The following is a 20000-nucleotide window of genomic DNA, read 5'->3' on the forward strand; positions in this document are numbered from 1 at the left end:
AATTAGTATATTTTGGTTTGTTAACTTCGGCAATGAGTATTAGCTCAGGGTTTATGTTGTATTGGATAATTCCTACTAGCATAAGCATATTGAAGCTTATTATTTTGAATCTTTTGGTGATGTCACCAATAGCAGGTGCAATTATAACTATTATTTTAAAAGGTAGTGGTGAAGAAGAAAAATATATTGGTACTTTAAAGAAAATTGGAAATAAGGAGAACTAAAATGAAACAACTTTCACCTAAATACAATCCAGCCGAGGTTGAGGCTGGTCGTTACCAAAAATGGCTTGATGCTGATATTTTCAAGCCTTCAGGCGATCAAAAGGCTAAGCCTTATTCAATCGTGATTCCACCACCAAATGTAACTGGTAAACTCCACCTTGGTCACGCTTGGGACACAACCTTGCAGGATATCATCATCCGTCAAAAGCGCATGCAAGGTTTCGATACCCTTTGGCTTCCAGGTATGGACCACGCTGGGATTGCGACTCAGGCTAAGGTCGAGGAGCGCTTGCGGGAGCAAGGCATTTCCCGCTATGACCTGGGTCGTGAAAAATTCCTTGATAAGGTCTGGGAATGGAAAGACGAATATGCGACAACTATCAAGGAACAATGGGGCAAGATGGGGCTCTCTGTAGACTACTCTCGTGAGCGTTTCACTCTTGATGAAGGTTTGTCAAGAGCTGTTCGTAAGGTCTTCGTGGATCTTTACAAGAAAGGCTGGATCTACCGTGGTGAGTTTATCATCAACTGGGACCCAGCAGCTCGCACAGCTCTTTCTGATATCGAGGTGATTCACAAGGACGTGGAAGGAGCCTTCTACCACATGAACTACATGCTAGAAGACGGTTCACGCGCCCTTGAAGTGGCGACTACTCGTCCTGAGACCATGTTTGGGGACGTTGCTGTTGCGGTCAATCCAGAAGACCCACGCTACAAGGACTTGATTGGTAAAAACGTCATCCTTCCAATCGCTAATAAACTAATCCCAATCGTTGGAGATGAGCATGCAGACCCTGAGTTTGGTACTGGTGTCGTGAAAATCACGCCTGCCCACGATCCAAATGACTTCTTAGTTGGTCAACGCCACAACTTGCCACAAGTCAACGTCATGAACGACGACGGAACCATGAACGAGCTTGCCTTCGAATTTGCAGGCATGGACCGTTTTGAAGCTCGTAAGGCAGTCGTTGCTAAGTTGGAAGAAATTGGTGACCTGGTTAAAATCGAAAAACGTGTCCACAGTGTTGGTCACTCAGAACGTACAGGTGTTGTGGTTGAGCCACGCTTGTCTACTCAGTGGTTCGTCAAGATGGATCAATTGGCTAAGAATGCCATTGCCAACCAAGACACAGAGGACAAGGTTGAGTTCTACCCACCTCGTTTCAACGATACCTTCCTCCAATGGATGGAAAATGTCCATGACTGGGTAATCTCTCGTCAGCTCTGGTGGGGTCACCAAATCCCTGCTTGGTACAATGCTGAAGGTGAAATGTACGTCGGTGAAGAAGCTCCAGAAGGTGACGGATGGACTCAGGACGAAGACGTCTTGGATACTTGGTTCAGTTCAGCCCTTTGGCCATTCTCAACCATGGGCTGGCCTGATGTCGACTCAGCAGACTTCAAACGCTACTTCCCGACTTCAACCTTGGTAACAGGTTATGACATCATCTTCTTCTGGGTGTCTCGTATGATCTTCCAATCCTTGGAATTCACTGGTCGTCAGCCATTCCAAAACGTCCTTATCCACGGTCTCATCCGTGACGAGCAAGGGCGCAAGATGTCGAAATCTCTCGGAAACGGAATTGACCCAATGGATGTTATTGAGAAATACGGTGCCGATGCCCTTCGTTGGTTCCTTTCAAACGGTTCTGCACCAGGGCAAGACGTGCGCTTCTCTTACGAGAAAATGGATGCTTCATGGAACTTCATCAACAAGATCTGGAACATCTCTCGCTACATCCTCATGAACAATGAAGGCTTGACCCTTGAGCAAGCAACAGCCAATGTCGAAAAGGTTGTCAACAAGGAAGCTGGAAATGTCACTGACCGCTGGATTCTCCACAACCTCAATGAAACCATCGGAAAAGTCACTGAAAACTTTGACAAGTTTGAGTTTGGTGTAGCTGGACACATCCTCTACAACTTTATCTGGGACGAGTTTGCAGACTGGTACGTTGAGTTGACCAAGGAAGTCCTTTATAGCGATAACGAAGAAGAGAAAGTCATCACACGTTCTGTTCTCCTTTACACTTTGGACAAGATCCTTCGTCTCCTTCACCCAATCATGCCATTCGTGACAGAGGAAATCTTTGGGCAAATCTCAGAAGGTTCTATCGTCACAGCGGAATACCCAACTGTCAACCCAGCCTTTGAAGACCTTGCGGCTCACACTGGTGTGGAAAGCCTTAAAGACCTGATCCGTGCTGTTCGTAATGCGCGTGCGGAAGTAAACGTTGCTCCAAGCAAGCCTATCACCATCCTTGTTAAGACAAGTGATAGCGACTTGGAAACCTTCTTTAACAGCAATGTCAACTACATCAAACGCTTCACAAATCCAGAACACTTGGAAATCGCATCAAACATCCCTGCACCTGAACTCGCTATGTCAAGCGTCATCACAGGAGCAGAAATCTACTTGCCTCTCGCTGACCTCCTCAATGTCGAAGAAGAACTCGCTCGTCTCGACAAGGAACTGGCTAAATGGCAAAAAGAACTGGACATGGTCGGTAAGAAGCTCTCTAACGAACGCTTCGTAGCCAATGCCAAACCAGAAGTCGTCCAAAAAGAACGCGACAAACAAGCCGACTACCAAGCTAAGTACGACGCGACTGTAGCACGTATTGATGAAATGAAGAAGTTGGTGAAATAAACATAGAAACACGGTGAGAAGCCGTGTTTTTTGGTATAATGAACCAAAATAGATTTTTGAGGAAGTATTAATGGGTAAGAATACTGAAAATTATAATTTGATATTACATAATACCAATGATTTCGAGAATTGCTTGAAAGGTGACTTAGAGGGGATTGCTTCTCATGATCTGGATGTAGAAAAACATAATAATTTCAAAGAAGGAATAATATATATTGCTTCTACGGAAGAGAACACAGTAGAGTGGTTAGATACCCTTAAGTCCTATACCAAGGGTGAATTGGATAGTGATTTATATAAAAACAAATCGAATAAAGCTGTTATGATACTTAAATATGTAAAAGATGAAAAAGAATATGTTTTTAGTTTGGTTTTTGGATACGGTCGAACTATGTTGAATGAGCAATCTATAGTTAGGAATTTTGGATTAAGAACGGCTGTTAATCTTATTGAGGAAAGTAATATCAAAAGTCTTAATTCATTAAATATATCCACAAACTATCTAGATATTCAAAGACAGGCTTTAAGCTATGGATCTCATTCTGATTTACATGTTGATACAAACGCTGATATTTTAAAATCAATTTCAGGTCGTGCCTCATATGATAGTCATTATTCGACGTTAAATGGGGCTGATAATCTTAGATTTTCTGCTAAATCAGATGTAAGTTTATCTGATTTGTTGAATGGAATTTTAGATGCGTTTTTTAGTGAAAATTACAAAGAAAAAGGGTTGGAGTGGATTGATCACGTTCAATATGTTAAAGAAAAGGAAATTATCTCAGAACTAGATAGAGTATTACTTAATCATATCACAGATAAGTTATTAGAAAATCCTATTATTGCTCCTAACAAAATTGTCTCTTATCTCGACATAGAAGGCTATTTTATATCAGGTATGAATAGTAGTCATAAACTTAAGGAAAATTTTTATGACGATATCCCTTCAGATCAGTTTTGGGAGTTTCTTTCTGAAAAGATAGAAGATAAAATAATAATAGATAAATTAAAAAATTGTTCCTTATATTGTTGGACAAATGATTCTGCACAGAAAGTATCGAGTATTTATGATTCTTTATTTATAGAAATTGAATACGATAATAAAAAGTTTTTTTTAAATAATGGTGATTGGTTTATAATAGAATCATCCTATTATTCGAATATTACAAATAAAATTGATAGTATAAAAATATTCAGAGATCCTGTAATTCCTAGCTGTGAGATAAAATGGAGTGAGGGGGAATTTAATGAAAAATTTGTAGAATCTGATCCTGATCGTTTTAAACTATTTGATAAGAAAAACTTTCACTCACCGAATTATGGACATAGTAGAATTGAGCCTGCTGATATTATAACAATAGAAAAACAGTTTATTCACGTGAAAAAAGGTGGATCTTCTGCAAATTTAAGCCATTTATTTGCTCAAGGAGTTGTATCTGCTCAGTTATATAAAAACGAAACATTATTTATTGATAAAATCAATGAATTATTTGAAGAAGGATATTTCAACTCAGATGATAAAATTGAAGTTATATACGGAATTATAGATAAAAGATATGATAAAAAAGCAAGCGAAATTCTTCCATTCTTTTCTATGATTAACTTATCTCAACACTATGATGTTTTATCAAGCATGGGAATAAAATGTCAACTTTTATTTATTGAGCAAAAAGTACCAGTATATAATAAAAAAGAAGAACAAATATTAGACAGAGTTTTAGAGACATTAGNTGACCACGAGAAAACAAGTAGCGAATTATTTGAATCACTAAATGATTTTCTTATGGAAAATAAGATTGGCACAAAAAATACATTTAAAAATAAATATCTTGAAAAATTTGTAAATAATGGTAATCTACAAACTAATGATGCAAGAAGAAATAGAAAATATAGAAAGCAGGTTACTACATGACAAATTCTGTAAGTTCGAACCGACCTGAGAAGTACAACATTGTTACTTAATTTCATATACCATTGCATCGAATTCATCTGGATTGATACCGAAAACCCACAAAGTGATGCCATCGGCTGGGTATCAAAGAAATAAAAAGTCCTGTAACTTTCTCCCATTTAATCTTTGACTATTCCGCAAAATTATCGTACAATAAAGAGTACATGATAAAATGAGGTCAGAGTCTGTTCGCTCTGGCGATAGTAGTAAAAATGAGGAGAAACGCTTTGGAATTAGAAGTATTTGCTGGGCAAGAAAAAAGTGAACTATCTATGATTGAGGTAGCGCGTGCTATCTTGGAACTTCGTGGTCGCGATCATGAGATGCATTTTAGCGATCTTGTAAACGAAATTCAAAACTACCTTGGAACATCAAACAGCGATATCCGTGAAGCCTTGCCTTTGTTCTATACAGAGTTGAACTTTGACGGTAGCTTCATCTCTCTTGGAGACAACAAATGGGGTCTTCGTTCATGGTATGGTGTGGACGAAATCGACGAAGAAATCATTGCGCTTGAAGAAAGTGACGACGATGAAGTAGCACCAAAAGCTAAGAAAAAACGTGTCAATGCCTTTATGGATGGCGATTCAGATGCCATTGACTACAATGCAGATGATCCAGAAGACGAAGATGCATACGAAGCAGATCCAGCTCTTTCATATGATGATGAAAATCCAGATGATGAGAAAAATGAAGTGGAAGCTTACGATGCAGAAATCAACGAAATCGCTCCTGATGACTTGGGTGAAGACGTGGATCTCAACGAAGAAGACGACGAGTTTTCTGACGATGACGCTGAAACAAGCGACGAAGTATAAGAAGCCTCACAGAGGAGATCAGTTTGATCTTCTCTTTTTATTTGTCGGGAGAGAGTTGATGATTTTCTTGAAATCAGGGGCTAGAAGGTGTAAAATAAGGGTGGGATGGTGTACATTTTTCAAAGGAGGTGCCTGCCTATGGAGTTTTGTTTAGATAAAAGTTTGTATGACTTGGGGATCAAGAATGTCGTGATTGGTATTGCTAAAAACGTCGATCCTCATGCTGATTTGCCTCTTGCTTTTCTGAAAAAGAAAGAGGAGAGGGAGAAATGGGCGCTAGAGTGTGATGTAAAAGAAGTTCAAGAGTCTCCTGTTGTCCAAGGTTATAGGCAGTTGCTCCAGCGAGTCGGGCGTAGCGTCAAGAAAAATCCACCGACAGTAGTCGCCCTCATTCGCAATATCCAGCATCGTGGCTCTCTCCCTCACATCAATAGTATCATCGATATCTACAATGTAGAGGCGCTTTCTTCTTTGCTGGCGATTGGTGGGCATGATTTGGATAAGATTGGAGGGCAGATAGAGTTTTCTGTTAGCCAAAGGGAGGACATTTTCCTACCTATCTTGTCAACGGAGAAGCACGTTGCGCAGACGGACTATGTCTATCGGGATGAAAATGGAGTTTTAGCTTGGCTGGATGTCCGAGATAGTGAACATTACAAATTTGATGAAGATACAAAAAATGCTATTTTCATCATTCAAGGGAATGAAAACACTTCTGTCGAGATGCGTTTAGAAGCGTTAGAAGAAATTGAAAAGGATTTGGCTGCTTGCATGCCTAATTTGCAGTTTGAAAAGAAAGTCACTTCACTTGAAGGAAACCGCACGGTGGTTCAGGACATTTACTGAGTTTTATAGTACCCACTTTATGGTATGTAAACAAAGGAGGAAAGTGCCATGAAGAACAAATTGAAACAATGGAACTTGTTAGGTTTAGCACTTGCATGCCTAACCCTACTAGCACTCCCCCAAACTGGTCAAGCCTTTGAACTAAAAGAGCTCTGGCCGATTAAAGGTGGTATTGTCTATGAAAATGGCAAGGTGGCTCGCTTTAATAATGGGCATGAAGTAGATATTCAGGTTTTGGATTTGCCGAAAACTGAAAAAATCGAGTGGACGGTCAGTCTAAATGGTCAGGATCAAACGACGAATTTCCTAGGGCAGGAAAAGGAAAAGTCCATGATCGGTGAAGAGGGACGTTTCTTACATTTCTACGTGCCTTATGGTTATCGTGGAGATATCAAGGTGGAAGCTAAGAGTGGAGAGGAAGCCAAGACTTGGTCGACGAAAGTCATGGATGATATTTATCACGGTGGAAAGAGTAGCTATTACCGCCTTGAAGAAGGAAAAGACCAATATACTTATTTAGATACAAAATGGGATTATGAAACAAAGACTTATACAGCAACCCTGCCAGCGACTTCTAATGGTAAGAAGGTCGTAGCATGGAGAGGAAGTCAATATGATAGTGTGAAGCTTGAGCAACCCGGAGAAATAACCCGACCATACAGCGGAACTAGTTTGCTTCGTTTTTATCCAATTTTTGAAACTGAAGGCTGGTTCAAATCAGACTCGATCTGGTATTATCAAAAACAAGGAGAACTAGTTAAAAATGACTGGTTAAAATACCAAGGAAATTGGTATTTCATGGATGGTGCTGGCGGTATGGAACATGACGGTTGGATGTACAGAGAAGATATTTGGTACTATTTCAAGGGATCTGGAGTTATGGCTAGTCAAGAATGGATTTACGATCAAGGTAAGTGGTATTTTGTCAACTCTTCAGGTGCTATGTTAAGTCAAGAGTGGTTCCGTTATGGTGATGATTGGTATTACTTCAAAGGCTCAGGCGCTATGGCTAGCCAAGAATGGGTGTATGTCCAAGGTAAATGGTATTATTTGACAGAGTCAGGGAAGATGAAAAAGAGTACTTGGGTTTATGACAGGGATACTTGGTATTATCTGACCGAGTCAGGTGCACTATTGAGAGATGACTGGTTCTACTATGGTGATGCTTGGTACTATGTTAAAGGCTCAGGAGCTATGGTGAGTAACGAATGGATTCAAGTCCAAGGCAAGTGGTACTACTTAGACTCATCTGGTAAAATGCTTCGCAACACCTACACACCTGATGGTTATTATGTCGGCAACTCAGGCGCTTGGCAATAAGAATTAGATGTCCTCTTTCCTCATTGAGGGAAGGGGATTTTCCTCGCCTATATACTGCTTCCCTATTTGTCCTAAAACCCTTTTTGTGTTACAATGAAAGGTATGAAAGCTAAGAAATTATGGATGACTGGCTTAACTGTGGCTGGTCTGAGTGCCCTTGCTTTGGGTGCCAAAAAAGCAGCAGATAACCACAAACTCATGAAGACGCAAGAGGAGTTAACCGCTATTGTGCGGGATCTTTTTTCAGATATGGGAGAGATTGCGACACTCTATGTTCAAGTCTACAAAAGTAGCCTAGAGCGACTTGTCGGAGGAGTCATTTTTGAGGATGATCGTCACTATACCTTTGTCTATGAAAATGAAGACCTAGTCTATGAGGAGGAAGTCTTATGATACAACCAGCAAGTTTAGAAGAATTGGCATCTTTAGTAGAAAAAGATGGCAAGAAGGTTTTCCTTTTTGTGGCGGACTGGTGTGGCGATTGTCGTTATATCTATCCTGCCTTGCCAGAGATTGAGGAGACCAATCCAGAGTTCACCTTTATTCGAGTGGACCGAGACCAGTATCTGGATCTGGCCAAACTCTGGGATGTGTACGGGATTCCTAGCCTTGTTGTGCTAGAAAAGGACAAGGAAATCGGCCGTTTTGTCAATCGCGACCGTAAAAGCAAGGAACAAATTAACGACTTTTTAGCAGGACTGAAATAGGAGAAAAAGGAAACAATGATTTTTACATATAATAAAGAGCATGTTGGAGATGTCCTTATGGTCATCGTGAAAAACAGCGGAGATGCCAAACTAGACGTGGAGCGCAAAGGCAAGGTAGCCCGTGTTTTCCTCAAAGAAAATGGGGAAACGGTGGCTTGGAATATTTTCGACCTTTCAAGTTTGTTTGAACTTGCCGAGCGCGGTCAAGTCTTTTTATCAGATGAGCAAGTAGCACGTTTAAACCAAGAGTTGCAGGCGGAAGGTTTTACAGAAGAGATTGTCAACGACAAAGAACCTAAGTTTGTTGTCGGTGAAATTGTTGAGATGGCAGCTCATCCAGATAGTGACCACCTCAATATCTGCCAAGTTGCAGTCGCAAGTGACAAGACAGTGCAAATCGTTGCAGGGGCTCCCAATGCGCGTCTTGGGTTGAAAACCATTGTCGCTCTTCCAGGTGCCATGATGCCAAAAGGAAATCTCATTTTTCCAGGCGAGCTTCGTGGTGAAAAGAGTTTTGGTATGATGTGCAGTCCTCGTGAGTTGCATTTGCCAAATGCTCCGCAAAAACGTGGGGTTATTGAACTATCAGAAGACCAAGTTGTTGGAACTCCATTTGACCCAGCTAAACACTGGACTGCCTAGGAAATTGTCAGTATCTGATAGACCAGATAGAGGGGGATAAGATGGCAAAAAATGTAGTGATTACAGGAGCGACCTCAGGAATCGGTGAAGCGATTGCGCGTGCTTATCTGGAGCAGGGGGAGAATGTCGTTCTAACTGGGCGACGGACAGACAGACTAGTGGCCCTCAAGTCAGAGTTTGCAGAAACTTTTCCAAATCAAACAGTTTGGACCTTTTCACTAGATGTGACGGATATGACCATGGTGAAGTCTGTCTGTTCCGATATTCTAGAAACGATAGGTCAGATTGATATCTTGATCAATAATGCTGGACTGGCTCTAGGCTTGGCTCCCTATCAGGACTACGAAGAGTTGGATATGCTGACCATGTTGGATACCAATGTCAAGGGGTTAATGGCAGTTACTCGCTGTTTCTTGCCAGCAATGGTAAAAGCCAATCAGGGGCATATCATTAACATCGGGTCGACCGCAGGAATTTATGCCTATGCAGGTGCAGCTGTCTATTCAGCGACCAAGGCGGCAGTTAAGACTTTTTCAGATGGTCTGCGAATTGATACCATCGCAACGGATATCAAGGTGACCACCATTCAGCCAGGGATTGTCGAAACAGATTTCTCTACAGTTCGTTTTCACGGTGACAAAGAGCGTGCTGCGTCCGTTTACCAAGGAATAGAGGCCTTGCAAGCACAAGACATCGCAGACACTGTGGTCTATGTGACCAGTCAGCCCCGCCGTGTGCAGATTACAGATATGACCATTATGGCCAATCAACAGGCGACAGGTTTTATGGTTCATAAAAAGTAAAAAATTTCCTCGAAAAGTTACAAATTTCTGTAACTTTTTTGATTTCTTGCGAATAGATAAGTAGGAGGAAGAAAAAATGTTTAATAAAGTTATCCTTATTGGAAGAATCGTGGCAACACCAGAATTGCACAAAACCAACAATGACAAGTCAGTGGCTCGCGCAACGATTGCTGTGAACCGTCGTTACAAAGACCAAAATGGCGAACGCGAAGCCGACTTTATCAATCTTGTTCTTTGGGGAAAATTGGCTGAAACCTTGGCAAGTTACGCAACTAAAGGTAGCCTCATTTCTGTTGATGGGGAATTGCGTACCCGTCGCTTTGAGAAAAATGGCCAGACCAACTATGTGACCGAAGTTCTCGTGACAGGTTTCCAACTCTTGGAAAGCCGCGCCCAACGTGCCTTGCGTGAAAATAATGCAGGACAGGATTTGGCAGATTTGGTCTTGGAAGAGGAAGAATTGCCATTTTAATACTCTTCGAAAATCTCTTCAAATAACGTCAACTTCACCTTGCCGTAGGTATAGGTAACTGACTTCGTCAGTCCTATCTACAACCTCAAAACTGTATTTTTAGCAGCCTGCGTCTAGCTTCCTAGTTTGCACTTTGATTTTCATTGAGTATAAACATTATAAAAAGTCTGAGTTGGTCTCAGGCTTTTTATCTTGAGAAAGTCAAACTTTTTTCTTGACTATTTCTGACCAAGTGATACAATAGAATTATGAATTAGCACTCAGATACAAAGAGTGCTAATAATATGTATTTCATCATGGAGGAAAACAGATGTTGAAACCATTAGGAGACCGTGTGGTCTTGAAAATCGAAGAAAAAGAACAAACTGTTGGAGGCTTTGTCCTTGCAGGCTCAGCCCAAGAAAAAACAAAAACAGCCCAAGTTGTAGCTACTGGACAAGGTATTCGTACCTTGAACGGTGACTTGGTTGCTCCGAGCGTTAAGGCTGGAGACCGTGTTTTAGTTGAAGCCCACGCTGGTATTGATGTCAAAGATGGAGATGAAAAGTACATCATCGTAGGCGAAGCCAACATCTTGGCGATCATTGAAGAATAGAAGGAGAAAGTAAGTATGTCAAAAGAAATTAAATTTTCATCTGATGCTCGTTCAGCTATGGTTCGTGGTGTCGATATCCTTGCAGACACTGTTAAAGTAACCTTGGGACCAAAAGGTCGGAATGTTGTGTTGGAAAAATCATTTGGCTCACCACTCATCACCAATGACGGTGTAACCATTGCCAAAGAAATCGAGTTGGAAGACCATTTTGAAAATATGGGTGCCAAGTTGGTATCAGAAGTCGCTTCAAAAACCAATGATATCGCAGGTGATGGGACAACTACTGCAACAGTCTTGACCCAAGCTATCGTACGTGAAGGAATCAAGAACGTCACAGCAGGTGCCAATCCAATCGGCATTCGTCGGGGAATTGAAGCAGCGGTTGCCGCAGCTGTAGAAGCTTTGAAAAATAATGCCATTCCAGTTGCTAATAAAGAAGCCATCGCTCAGGTTGCTGCCGTGTCTTCTCGTTCTGAGAAAGTCGGTGAATACATCTCTGAAGCTATGGAAAAAGTTGGCAAAGACGGTGTTATCACTATTGAAGAGTCACGTGGTATGGAAACAGAACTTGAAGTTGTAGAAGGGATGCAGTTTGACCGCGGTTACCTTTCACAGTACATGGTGACAGATAGCGAAAAAATGGTGGCTGACCTTGAAAACCCATACATTTTGATTACTGATAAGAAGATTTCAAATATCCAAGAAATCTTACCACTTCTAGAAAGCATTCTCCAAAGCAATCGTCCGCTCTTGATTATTGCGGATGATGTAGATGGCGAAGCTCTTCCAACCCTTGTATTGAACAAGATTCGTGGTACTTTCAATGTAGTTGCTGTCAAAGCTCCTGGCTTTGGAGACCGTCGTAAAGCCATGCTTGAAGACATCGCTATTTTGACAGGTGGAACTGTCATCACAGAAGATCTTGGTCTTGAGTTGAAAGATGCGACGATTGAGGCGCTTGGTCAAGCTGCTAGAGTGACTGTGGACAAAGATAGCACTGTTATCGTAGAAGGTGCTGGAAATCCTGAAGCTATTTCTCACCGTGTTGCGGTTATCAAGTCTCAAATCGAAACCACAACCTCTGAATTTGACCGTGAAAAATTGCAAGAACGCTTGGCAAAATTGTCAGGTGGTGTCGCAGTTATCAAGGTCGGTGCTGCAACTGAAACTGAATTGAAAGAAATGAAACTCCGCATCGAAGATGCCCTTAACGCTACTCGTGCAGCCGTTGAAGAAGGAATAGTTGCAGGTGGTGGAACTGCTCTTGCCAATGTCATTCCAGCCGTAGCTGATTTGGAAGTGACAGGAGATGAAGCAACAGGACGCAATATTGTTCTCCGCGCCTTAGAAGAGCCTGTTCGTCAAATTGCCCACAATGCAGGATTCGAAGGATCTATCGTCATCGATCGCTTGAAGAATGCTGAAGTTGGTACAGGCTTCAACGCAGCAACTGGTGAATGGGTTAACATGATTGAAGAGGGGATCATCGACCCAGTTAAGGTTAGCCGTTCTGCCCTTCAAAATGCAGCATCTGTAGCCAGCTTGATTTTGACTACAGAAGCAGTCGTAGCCAATAAACCAGAACCAGTAGCCCCAGCTCCAGCTATGGATCCAAGCATGATGGGCGGGATGATGTAAAAGCAACTTATAAAAAAACAAAAGGAGGGAATACATATCCCTTCTTTTTATGATATTCACTTCTAAATAGATTTGAGCTCTCCTAACTTATATGATAAAATAAGACTAGAAAAAGGAGAAGAACATGATTGATGTAGAAGAAATTCTGAGCAAGATGAATCCCAATCAGAAGATTAATTATGACCGTGTTATGCAGAAAATGGTTCAGGTTTGGGAAAAAAATGAGGAACGTCCAACTATTCTCATGCATGTTTGCTGTGCTCCTTGTAGTACCTACACCCTAGAGTACCTGACCAAATACGCTGATGTGACCATCTATTTTGCCAATTCCAATATCCACCCCAAGGCAGAATACCACAAACGTGCTTACGTCACCCAAAAATTTGTCAGTGATTTCAATGAGCGGACAGGAAATACGGTTCAGTACCTAGAAGCTCCCTACGAACCAAATGAATACAGAAAACTAGTTAGGGGACTAGAGGAGGAGCCCGAAGGTGGCGACCGTTGCAAGGTGTGCTTTGACTACCGTCTGGATAAAACAGCGCAAGTGGCTATGGATTTAGGCTTTGACTACTTCGGTTCGGCTTTAACCATCAGTCCTCATAAGAATTCTCAAACCATCAACAGCATCGGGATAGATGTTCAAAAGATATACACGACCCACTATCTTCCAAGTGATTTCAAGAAAAATCAAGGCTACAAACGTTCGGTAGAGATGTGTGAGGAGTATGATATTTATCGTCAATGTTATTGTGGATGCGTCTATGCGGCTCAAGCTCAGAACATTGATCTTGTTCAGGTTAAGAAGGATGCCACAGCTTTCTTGCTGGATAAGGATGTTGAAAAAGACTATTCCCATATCAAGTTTACCGTCACTAAATTAGATATATAGCAATCAACCCAGCTTCCAGGCTGGGTTTTTCAAATAAAAAAACCAGGGCTCTCGCCCCGGATTGACAACTTTACCGATTCTTTAGTTCTATGTAGCGTTTGTACCAAATGTTGACATAGGCCTCTGAGAAAGGACCTCGTCCATTGTTTATCCAATCAACAAGGATTTTAACATGCTCTTTCAAAATATAGTCTAAATCATCAGAATACTTCATTTTGCGTTTATGGCGCTCATACTCTTCAACGTCCAAGAGACGCTTTTCACCATCAGTGAAGACCTTGACATCCAAATCGTAATCAATGTATTTCAGGGCTTCCTCATCTAGATAGTAGGGGCTAGCCATATTGCAATAGTAGGAAATTCCATTATCGCGAATCATAGCAATGATATTAAACCAATATTTTTTGTGAAAGTAAACAATAGCCGGTTCTCGAGTCACCCAACGACGACCGTCACTTTCGGTAACAAGTGTGTGGTCGTTGACGCCGATAATGGCGTTCTCTGTTGTTTTTAGTACCATGGTGTCCCGCCAAGTACGGTGAAGACTCCCATCATGCTTATAACTTTGAATTGTAATAAAGTCGCCTTCTTTTGGAAGTTTCATAACTAACCAACTTTCTACAATTTATAAGTTTATCGTCTACTATTATATCATAAGTTGGTCTAATTTTTTTGAATTTTACACGAAAATATTAAAGATATTCTCTGAGAGCGCTTGCTATATCCGAAAAATCGTAGCCCTTTCGGGCTAAAACTTGAGTTAAACGCTGTTTAAGTTCGTATCCTTCATATTTACGAGCGTATTTAGTATATTGTTTGTCTAGCTCTTTAAAAATGAGTTCTTGAGTCGTTTCTTGATCGACTTGACTGTCCAAGTCATCAAAGGCACTTTTAGCATCAGCATAGGAGAAGCCCTTGTTAGTCAAGTTTTGGATAATCTTATCTTGCAAAGCGCGAGCAGGAAGCTTTCCGGTGTATTTTTTAAGCAGTTTCTCAGCTACACGTTGAGCAACTTCTGTATAGTCAAAATCCTTTAGAACACCTTCAATAGTTGATGTGACAATCCCTTTTTGAGCAAGTTTCTGAGTCAGTAAGTAAGGTCCCTTATCTCCAGAAAGTTGATTGGCATTGATGATGGAATAAGCATACTGACGATCATTAATCCAGTTATCTTCTTTCAGGTTGGCGATAACTTGACTAGTGATTTTTTCATCAAGATCATACTTTTTTAAATATTCTCGTACTTCCTTTTCAGTACGAGCCTTAAATGATAGATGGTAGAGAGCAAGATTTTTGCCATAAGAAAACTGGGCAAAGTCCTGAATCTCGGTCAATTCTTCTGTGCTAATAACCTTATCTCGAGACAGCATAAAACGGACAATAGTATCTTCAGTGATATAAGAGGTTTGCTGATGATCTAGCTCCATCAGGTAGTGGCGTTTTTTCTTTTCAAGTTTTGTGATTTTCATAGTTTTATTATACCTTAAAATGTGATAAGATAGGGGTATGAATCTGAAAGTTAAACAAAAAATACCTTTAAAAATCAAGCGTATGGGCATCAATGGTGAGGGAATCGGTTTCTACCAGAAAACCCTCGTTTTTGTACCTGGCGCCCTCAAAGGAGAAGATATCTATTGTCAGATTACTTCTATTAAACGTAACTTTGTTGAAGCAAAATTACTAAAGGTTAATAAGAAGTCGAAATTTCGAGTCGTACCAGCTTGTACGATTTATAATGAATGTGGTGGTTGCCAAATCATGCACCTCCACTACGATAAACAGTTAGAGTTCAAAACGGATTTGCTTCACCAAGCCCTGAAGAAATTTGCTCCTGCAGGATATGAAAACTATGAAATCCGTCCAACTATCGGAATGCAGGAACCAAAGTACTACCGTGCTAAGTTGCAATTTCAGATCCGAAAATTCAACAATCAGGTCAAGGCAGGTTTGTATGCGCAAAACTCTCATTACCTCGTAGAGTTGAAAGACTGCTTGGTGCAAGATAAGGAAACCCAAGTGATTGCGAATCGCCTAGCTGAGCTTCTCACTTACCATCAAATTCCCATCACCGATGAGAGAAAAACACTAGGCGTTCGCACCATCATGGTACGTCGAGCGAGAAAAACTGGACAAGTCCAGATTATCGTCGTAACTAACCGCCAGTTGAATTTGAATCACCTAGTCAAAGACCTAGTCAAGGATTTTCCAGAAGTCGTCACAGTTGCGGTTAACACAAATACAGCAAAAACAAGTGAAATCTATGGTGAGAAGACGGAAATTATCTGGGGCCAAGAGAGTATTCAAGAAGGAGTACTCGACTATGAGTTTTCTCTCTCCCCTCGAGCTTTTTATCAGCTTAATCCTGAGCAGACAGAGATTCTCTATAGTGAAGCAGTTAAGGCTCTGGATGTTGGCAAAGAGGATCATCTGATTGATGCTTATTGCGGTGTTGGGACAATTGGATTCGCCTTCGCAAATAAGGTCAAGAGTCTCAGAGGGATGGATATTATTCCAGAAGCCATTGAAGATGCTAGGCAAAATGCTCAAAAAATGGGATTTGACAATACTCATTACGAAGCGGGGACAGCTGAAGAGATTATTCCGCGCTGGTATCAAGAGGGCTACCGAGCGAATGCACTGATAGTAGACCCTCCTCGTACGGGCTTAGATGATAAGTTGTTGGATACCATTCTGACTTATGTTCCAGAAAAAATGGTCTATGTATCCTGCAATGTTTCGACCTTGGCGCGAGATTTAGTTAAACTGGTAAAAGTCTATGATCTCCAGTATATCCAGTCAGTTGATATGTTTCCCCACACCGCACGAACAGAAGCAGTCGTGAAGTTGGTCAAGAAAAGAAAAAGTCAAATTCATTAAAAAAGTTCTTGACAAAGTGGGAAAAGTAGGTATAATAGAAAGAGTTGAAAAGCTCAGGTCCGTTGGTCAAGGGGTTAAGACACCGCCTTTTCACGGCGGTAACACGGGTTCGAATCCCGTACGGACTATGTGTGTATCGCAGGGGCGAAAAAAGTAAAAAAAGTTTCAAAAAAGTGTTGACATAGATCAACAGCTGTGATATACTAATATAGTTGTCGCTTGAGAGAGATTGAGTGACAAAGACCTTTGAAAACTGAACAAGACGAACCAATGTGCAGGGCACTATAACTAAGGTTATAGTACTGAACAATGAAAAAACAATAAATCTGTCAGTGACAGAAATGAGTGAGAACTCAAACTTTTAATGAGAGTTTGATCCTGGCTCAGGACGAACGCTGGCGGCGTGCCTAATACATGCAAGTAGAACGCTGAAGGAGGAGCTTGCTTCTCTGGATGAGTTGCGAACGGGTGAGTAACGCGTAGGTAACCTGCCTGGTAGCGGGGGATAACTATTGGAAACGATAGCTAATACCGCATAATAGCAGTTATTGCATGATAACTAGCCGACCTGAGAGGGTGATCGGCCACACTGGGACTGAGACACGGCCCAGACTCCTACGGGAGGCAGCAGTAGGGAATCTTCGGCAATGGACGGAAGTCTGACCGAGCAACGCCGCGTGAGTGAAGAAGGTTTTCGGATCGTAAAGCTCTGTTGTAAGAGAAGAACGAGTGTGAGAGTGGAAAGTTCACACTGTGACGGTATCTTACCAGAAAGGGACGGCTAACTACGTGCCAGCAGCCGCGGTAATACGTAGGTCCCGAGCGTTGTCCGGATTTATTGGGCGTAAAGCGAGCGCAGGCGGTTAGATAAGTCTGAAGTTAAAGGCTGTGGCTTAACCATAGTACGCTTTGGAAACTGTTTAACTTGAGTGCAAGAGGGGAGAGTGGAATTCCATGTGTAGCGGTGAAATGCGTAGATATATGGAGGAACACCGGTGGCGAAAGCGGCTCTCTGGCTTGTAACTGACGCTGAGGCTCGAAAGCGTGGGGAGCAAACAGGATTAGATACCCTGGTAGTCCACGCCGTAAACGATGAGTGCTAGGTGTTAGACCCTTTCCGGGGTTTAGTGCCGNAGCTAACGCATTAAGCACTCCGCCTGGGGAGTACGACCGCAAGGTTGAAACTCAAAGGAATTGACGGGGGCCCGCACAAGCGGTGGAGCATGTGGTTTAATTCGAAGCAACGCGAAGAACCTTACCAGGTCTTGACATCCCTCTGACCGNTCTAGAGATAGAGCTTTCCTTCGGGACAGAGGTGACAGGTGGTGCATGGTTGTCGTCAGCTCGTGTCGTGAGATGTTGGGTTAAGTCCCGCAACGAGCGCAACCCCTATTGTTAGTTGCCATCATTNAGTTGGGCACTCTAGCGAGACTGCCGGTAATAAACCGGAGGAAGGTGGGGATGACGTCAAATCATCATGCCCCTTATGACCTGGGCTACACACGTGCTACAATGGCTGGTACAACGAGTCGCAAGCCGGTGACGGCAAGCTAATCTCTTAAAGCCAGTCTCAGTTCGGATTGTAGGCTGCAACTCGCCTACATGAAGTCGGAATCGCTAGTAATCGCGGATCAGCACGCNGCGGTGAATACGTTCCCGGGCCTTGTACACACCGCCCGTCACACCACGAGAGTTTGTAACACCCGAAGTCGGTGAGGTAACCTTTTAGGAGCCAGCCGCCTAAGGTGGGATAGATGATTGGGGTGAAGTCGTAACAAGGTAGCCGTATCGGAAGGTGCGGCTGGATCACCTCCTTTCTAAGGAAAAGGAACTGCACATTGGTCTTGTTTAGTCTTGAGAGGTCTTGTGGGGCCTTAGCTCAGCTGGGAGAGCGCCTGCTTTGCACGCAGGAGGTCAGCGGTTCGATCCCGCTAGGCTCCATTGGTGAGAGATCACCAAGTAATGCACATTGAAAATTGAATATCTATATCAAATAGTAACAAGAAAATAAACCGAAACGCTGTAGTATTAAAAGAGTTACTGACTGAAAGGTCAAAAATAAGGTTAAGTTAATAAGGGCGCACGGTGGATGCCTTGGCACTAGGAGCCGAAGAAGGACGTGACAAACGACGATATGCCTTGGGTAGCTGTAAGTAAGCGATGATCCAGGGATTTCCGAATGGGGGAACCCAACAGGTACTACCTGTTACCCATATCTGTTAAGGATGTGAGGAGGAAGACGCAGTGAACTGAAACATCTAAGTAGCTGCAGGAAGAGAAAGCAAAAGCGATTGCCTTAGTAGCGGCGAGCGAAACGGCAGGAGGGCAAACCGAAGAGTTTACTCTTCGGGGTTGTAGGACTGCAAAGTGGACTCAAAGATTATAGAAGAATGATTTGGGAAGATCAGCCAAAGAGAGTAAAAGCCTCGTATTTAAAATAGTCTTTGTACCTAGCAGTATCCTGAGTACGGCGGGACACGTGAAATCCCGTCGGAATCTGGGAGGACCATCTCCCAACCCTAAATACTCCCTAGTGACCGATAGTGAACCAGTACCGTGAGGGAAAGGTGAAAAGCACCCCGGGAGGGGAGTGAAATAGAACCTGAAACCGTGTGCCTACAACAAGTTCGAGCCCGTTAATGGGTGAGAGCGTGCCTTTTGTAGAATGAACCGGCGAGTTACGATATGATGCGAGGTTAAGTTGAAGAGACGGAGCCGCAGGGAAACCGAGTCTGAATAGGGCGCATTAGTATTATGTCGTAGACCCGAAACCATGTGACCTACCCATGAGCAGGTTGAAGGTGCGGTAAGACGCACTGGAGGACCGAACCAGGGCACGTTGAAAAGTGCTTGGATGACTTGTGGGTAGCGGAGAAATTCCAAACGAACTTGGAGATAGCTGGTTCTCTCCGAAATAGCTTTAGGGCTAGCGTCGACATTAGAGATTCTTGGAGGTAGAGCACTGTTTGGGTGAGGGGTCCATCCCGGATTACCAATCTCAGATAAACTCCGAATGCCAAAGAATTATGGTCGGCAGTCAGACTGCGAGTGCTAAGATCCGTAGTCGAAAGGGAAACAGCCCAGACCACCAGCTAAGGTCCCAAAATAATTGTTAAGTGGAAAAGGATGTGGGGTTGCACAGACAACTAGGATGTTAGCTTAGAAGCAGCTATTCATTCAAAGAGTGCGTAATAGCTCACTAGTCGAGTGACCCTGCGCCGAAAATGTACCGGGGCTAAAACAATTTACCGAAGCTGTGGATACCTTTATAGGTATGGTAGGAGAGCGTTCTATGTGTGATGAAGGTGTACCGTGAGGAGTGCTGGAACGCATAGAAGTGAGAATGCCGGTATGAGTAGCGAAAGACAGGTGAGAATCCTGTCCACCGTAAGACTAAGGTTTCCAGGGGAAGGCTCGTCCGCCCTGGGTTAGTCGGGACCTAAGGAGAGACCGAAAGGTGTATCCGATGGACAACAGGTTGATATTCCTGTACTAGAGTATGTAGTGATGGAGGGACGCAGTAGGCTAACTAAAGCAGACGAATGGAAGTGTCTGTCTAAGCAGT

Annotated in this window: 17 protein-coding genes, 2 tRNA genes and 2 rRNA genes (1 of these 21 running past the window's edge); 19 read left to right on the plus strand and 2 right to left on the minus strand. The window is 42.6% G+C overall.

Annotated elements, in window-relative coordinates; genetic code table 11:
- The 14 genes from D8804_RS10130 to D8804_RS08225 all read left to right on the plus strand — a co-directional run.
- Positions 1-224: hypothetical protein (locus tag D8804_RS10130; protein WP_221763052.1), on the plus strand; the 224-nt coding region annotated here is incomplete at its 5' end.
- A 1-nt stretch (position 225) separates the two neighbouring features.
- The gene (locus D8804_RS08160; protein WP_125399446.1) at positions 226-2874 is read left to right on the plus strand and encodes a valine--tRNA ligase; all 2649 of its coding nucleotides are present in this window, start codon (positions 226-228) and stop codon (positions 2872-2874) included.
- A 70-nt stretch (positions 2875-2944) separates the two neighbouring features.
- Entirely contained in the window at positions 2945-4786 is a 1842-nt protein-coding gene (locus D8804_RS08165; RefSeq protein WP_125399447.1) for a DUF6119 family protein, read from the plus strand.
- A gap of 266 nt (positions 4787-5052) precedes the next feature.
- Complete coding sequence (gene rpoE, locus D8804_RS08170) at positions 5053-5643, plus strand: DNA-directed RNA polymerase subunit delta (RefSeq protein ID WP_000418414.1); 591 nt, start codon at positions 5053-5055, stop codon at positions 5641-5643.
- A 138-nt stretch (positions 5644-5781) separates the two neighbouring features.
- Positions 5782-6489, plus strand: coding sequence for a B3/B4 domain-containing protein (locus tag D8804_RS08175; RefSeq protein ID WP_125399448.1), 708 nt, complete (start codon positions 5782-5784; stop codon positions 6487-6489).
- A gap of 48 nt (positions 6490-6537) precedes the next feature.
- A complete protein-coding gene (locus D8804_RS08180; protein WP_125399449.1) occupies positions 6538-7809 on the plus strand; it encodes an N-acetylmuramoyl-L-alanine amidase family protein in 1272 nt (423 codons plus the stop codon).
- A gap of 93 nt (positions 7810-7902) precedes the next feature.
- A complete protein-coding gene (locus D8804_RS08185; RefSeq protein WP_125399450.1) occupies positions 7903-8202 on the plus strand; it encodes a DUF4651 domain-containing protein in 300 nt (99 codons plus the stop codon).
- Positions 8199-8516 carry a thioredoxin family protein gene (locus D8804_RS08190; protein ID WP_125399451.1) on the plus strand — a complete coding sequence of 106 codons (318 nt, stop codon included), beginning with the start codon at positions 8199-8201 and terminating at the stop codon, positions 8514-8516. The genes D8804_RS08185 and D8804_RS08190 overlap by 4 nt, the downstream gene beginning before the upstream one ends.
- A gap of 15 nt (positions 8517-8531) precedes the next feature.
- Positions 8532-9158, plus strand: coding sequence for a YtpR family tRNA-binding protein (ytpR, locus tag D8804_RS08195; protein ID WP_125399452.1), 627 nt, complete (start codon positions 8532-8534; stop codon positions 9156-9158).
- 41 nt (positions 9159-9199) lie between these two features.
- Positions 9200-9961: an SDR family NAD(P)-dependent oxidoreductase gene (locus tag D8804_RS08200; protein ID WP_125399453.1), complete on the plus strand. Its 762-nt coding sequence runs from the start codon at positions 9200-9202 to the stop codon at positions 9959-9961.
- A 76-nt stretch (positions 9962-10037) separates the two neighbouring features.
- Complete coding sequence (locus D8804_RS08205; protein WP_125399454.1) at positions 10038-10433, plus strand: single-stranded DNA-binding protein; 396 nt, start codon at positions 10038-10040, stop codon at positions 10431-10433.
- A 310-nt stretch (positions 10434-10743) separates the two neighbouring features.
- Positions 10744-11028, plus strand: a complete 285-nt coding sequence (groES, locus tag D8804_RS08215) for a co-chaperone GroES (RefSeq protein WP_125399455.1) — start codon at positions 10744-10746, stop codon at positions 11026-11028.
- A 15-nt stretch (positions 11029-11043) separates the two neighbouring features.
- Positions 11044-12666 carry a chaperonin GroEL gene (groL, locus tag D8804_RS08220; RefSeq protein WP_125399456.1) on the plus strand — a complete coding sequence of 541 codons (1623 nt, stop codon included), beginning with the start codon at positions 11044-11046 and terminating at the stop codon, positions 12664-12666.
- 124 nt (positions 12667-12790) lie between these two features.
- On the plus strand, positions 12791-13558 hold the full coding sequence (locus D8804_RS08225) for an epoxyqueuosine reductase QueH (RefSeq protein WP_125399457.1): 768 nt from the start codon (positions 12791-12793) through the stop codon (positions 13556-13558).
- Positions 13559-13628: 70 nt separating this feature from the next.
- Here D8804_RS08225 and ntdP read toward each other — a convergent pair whose 3' ends face one another.
- Positions 13629-14162: a nucleoside tri-diphosphate phosphatase gene (gene ntdP, locus D8804_RS08230; RefSeq protein WP_000775318.1), complete on the minus strand. Its 534-nt coding sequence runs from the start codon at positions 14160-14162 to the stop codon at positions 13629-13631.
- Between the two features lie 88 nt (positions 14163-14250).
- Positions 14251-15027 (minus strand): recombination regulator RecX, encoded by a 777-nt coding sequence (gene recX, locus D8804_RS08235; protein WP_125399458.1) that lies wholly within the window; start codon positions 15025-15027, stop codon positions 14251-14253.
- Positions 15028-15064: 37 nt separating this feature from the next.
- Between recX and rlmD the strand changes: the two genes are divergently transcribed.
- From rlmD to D8804_RS08260, 5 genes are all read left to right on the plus strand, one after another.
- Entirely contained in the window at positions 15065-16435 is a 1371-nt protein-coding gene (rlmD, locus tag D8804_RS08240; protein WP_125399459.1) for a 23S rRNA (uracil(1939)-C(5))-methyltransferase RlmD, read from the plus strand.
- Between the two features lie 56 nt (positions 16436-16491).
- Positions 16492-16563: transfer RNA gene (locus D8804_RS08245), tRNA-Glu, on the plus strand.
- A gap of 232 nt (positions 16564-16795) precedes the next feature.
- Positions 16796-18252 (plus strand): 16S ribosomal RNA (locus tag D8804_RS08250).
- Between the two features lie 51 nt (positions 18253-18303).
- Positions 18304-18376, plus strand: a tRNA-Ala gene (locus D8804_RS08255).
- Positions 18377-18497: 121 nt separating this feature from the next.
- A 23S ribosomal RNA gene (locus D8804_RS08260) occupies positions 18498-20000 on the plus strand; it runs 1396 nt beyond the window's last position.
- Together the 16S and 23S rRNA genes with 2 tRNA genes alongside form the textbook arrangement of a ribosomal RNA operon.

The organism is Streptococcus oralis, from assembly GCF_003944215.1.
GTDB classification, from domain to species: domain Bacteria; phylum Bacillota; class Bacilli; order Lactobacillales; family Streptococcaceae; genus Streptococcus; species Streptococcus oralis_BI.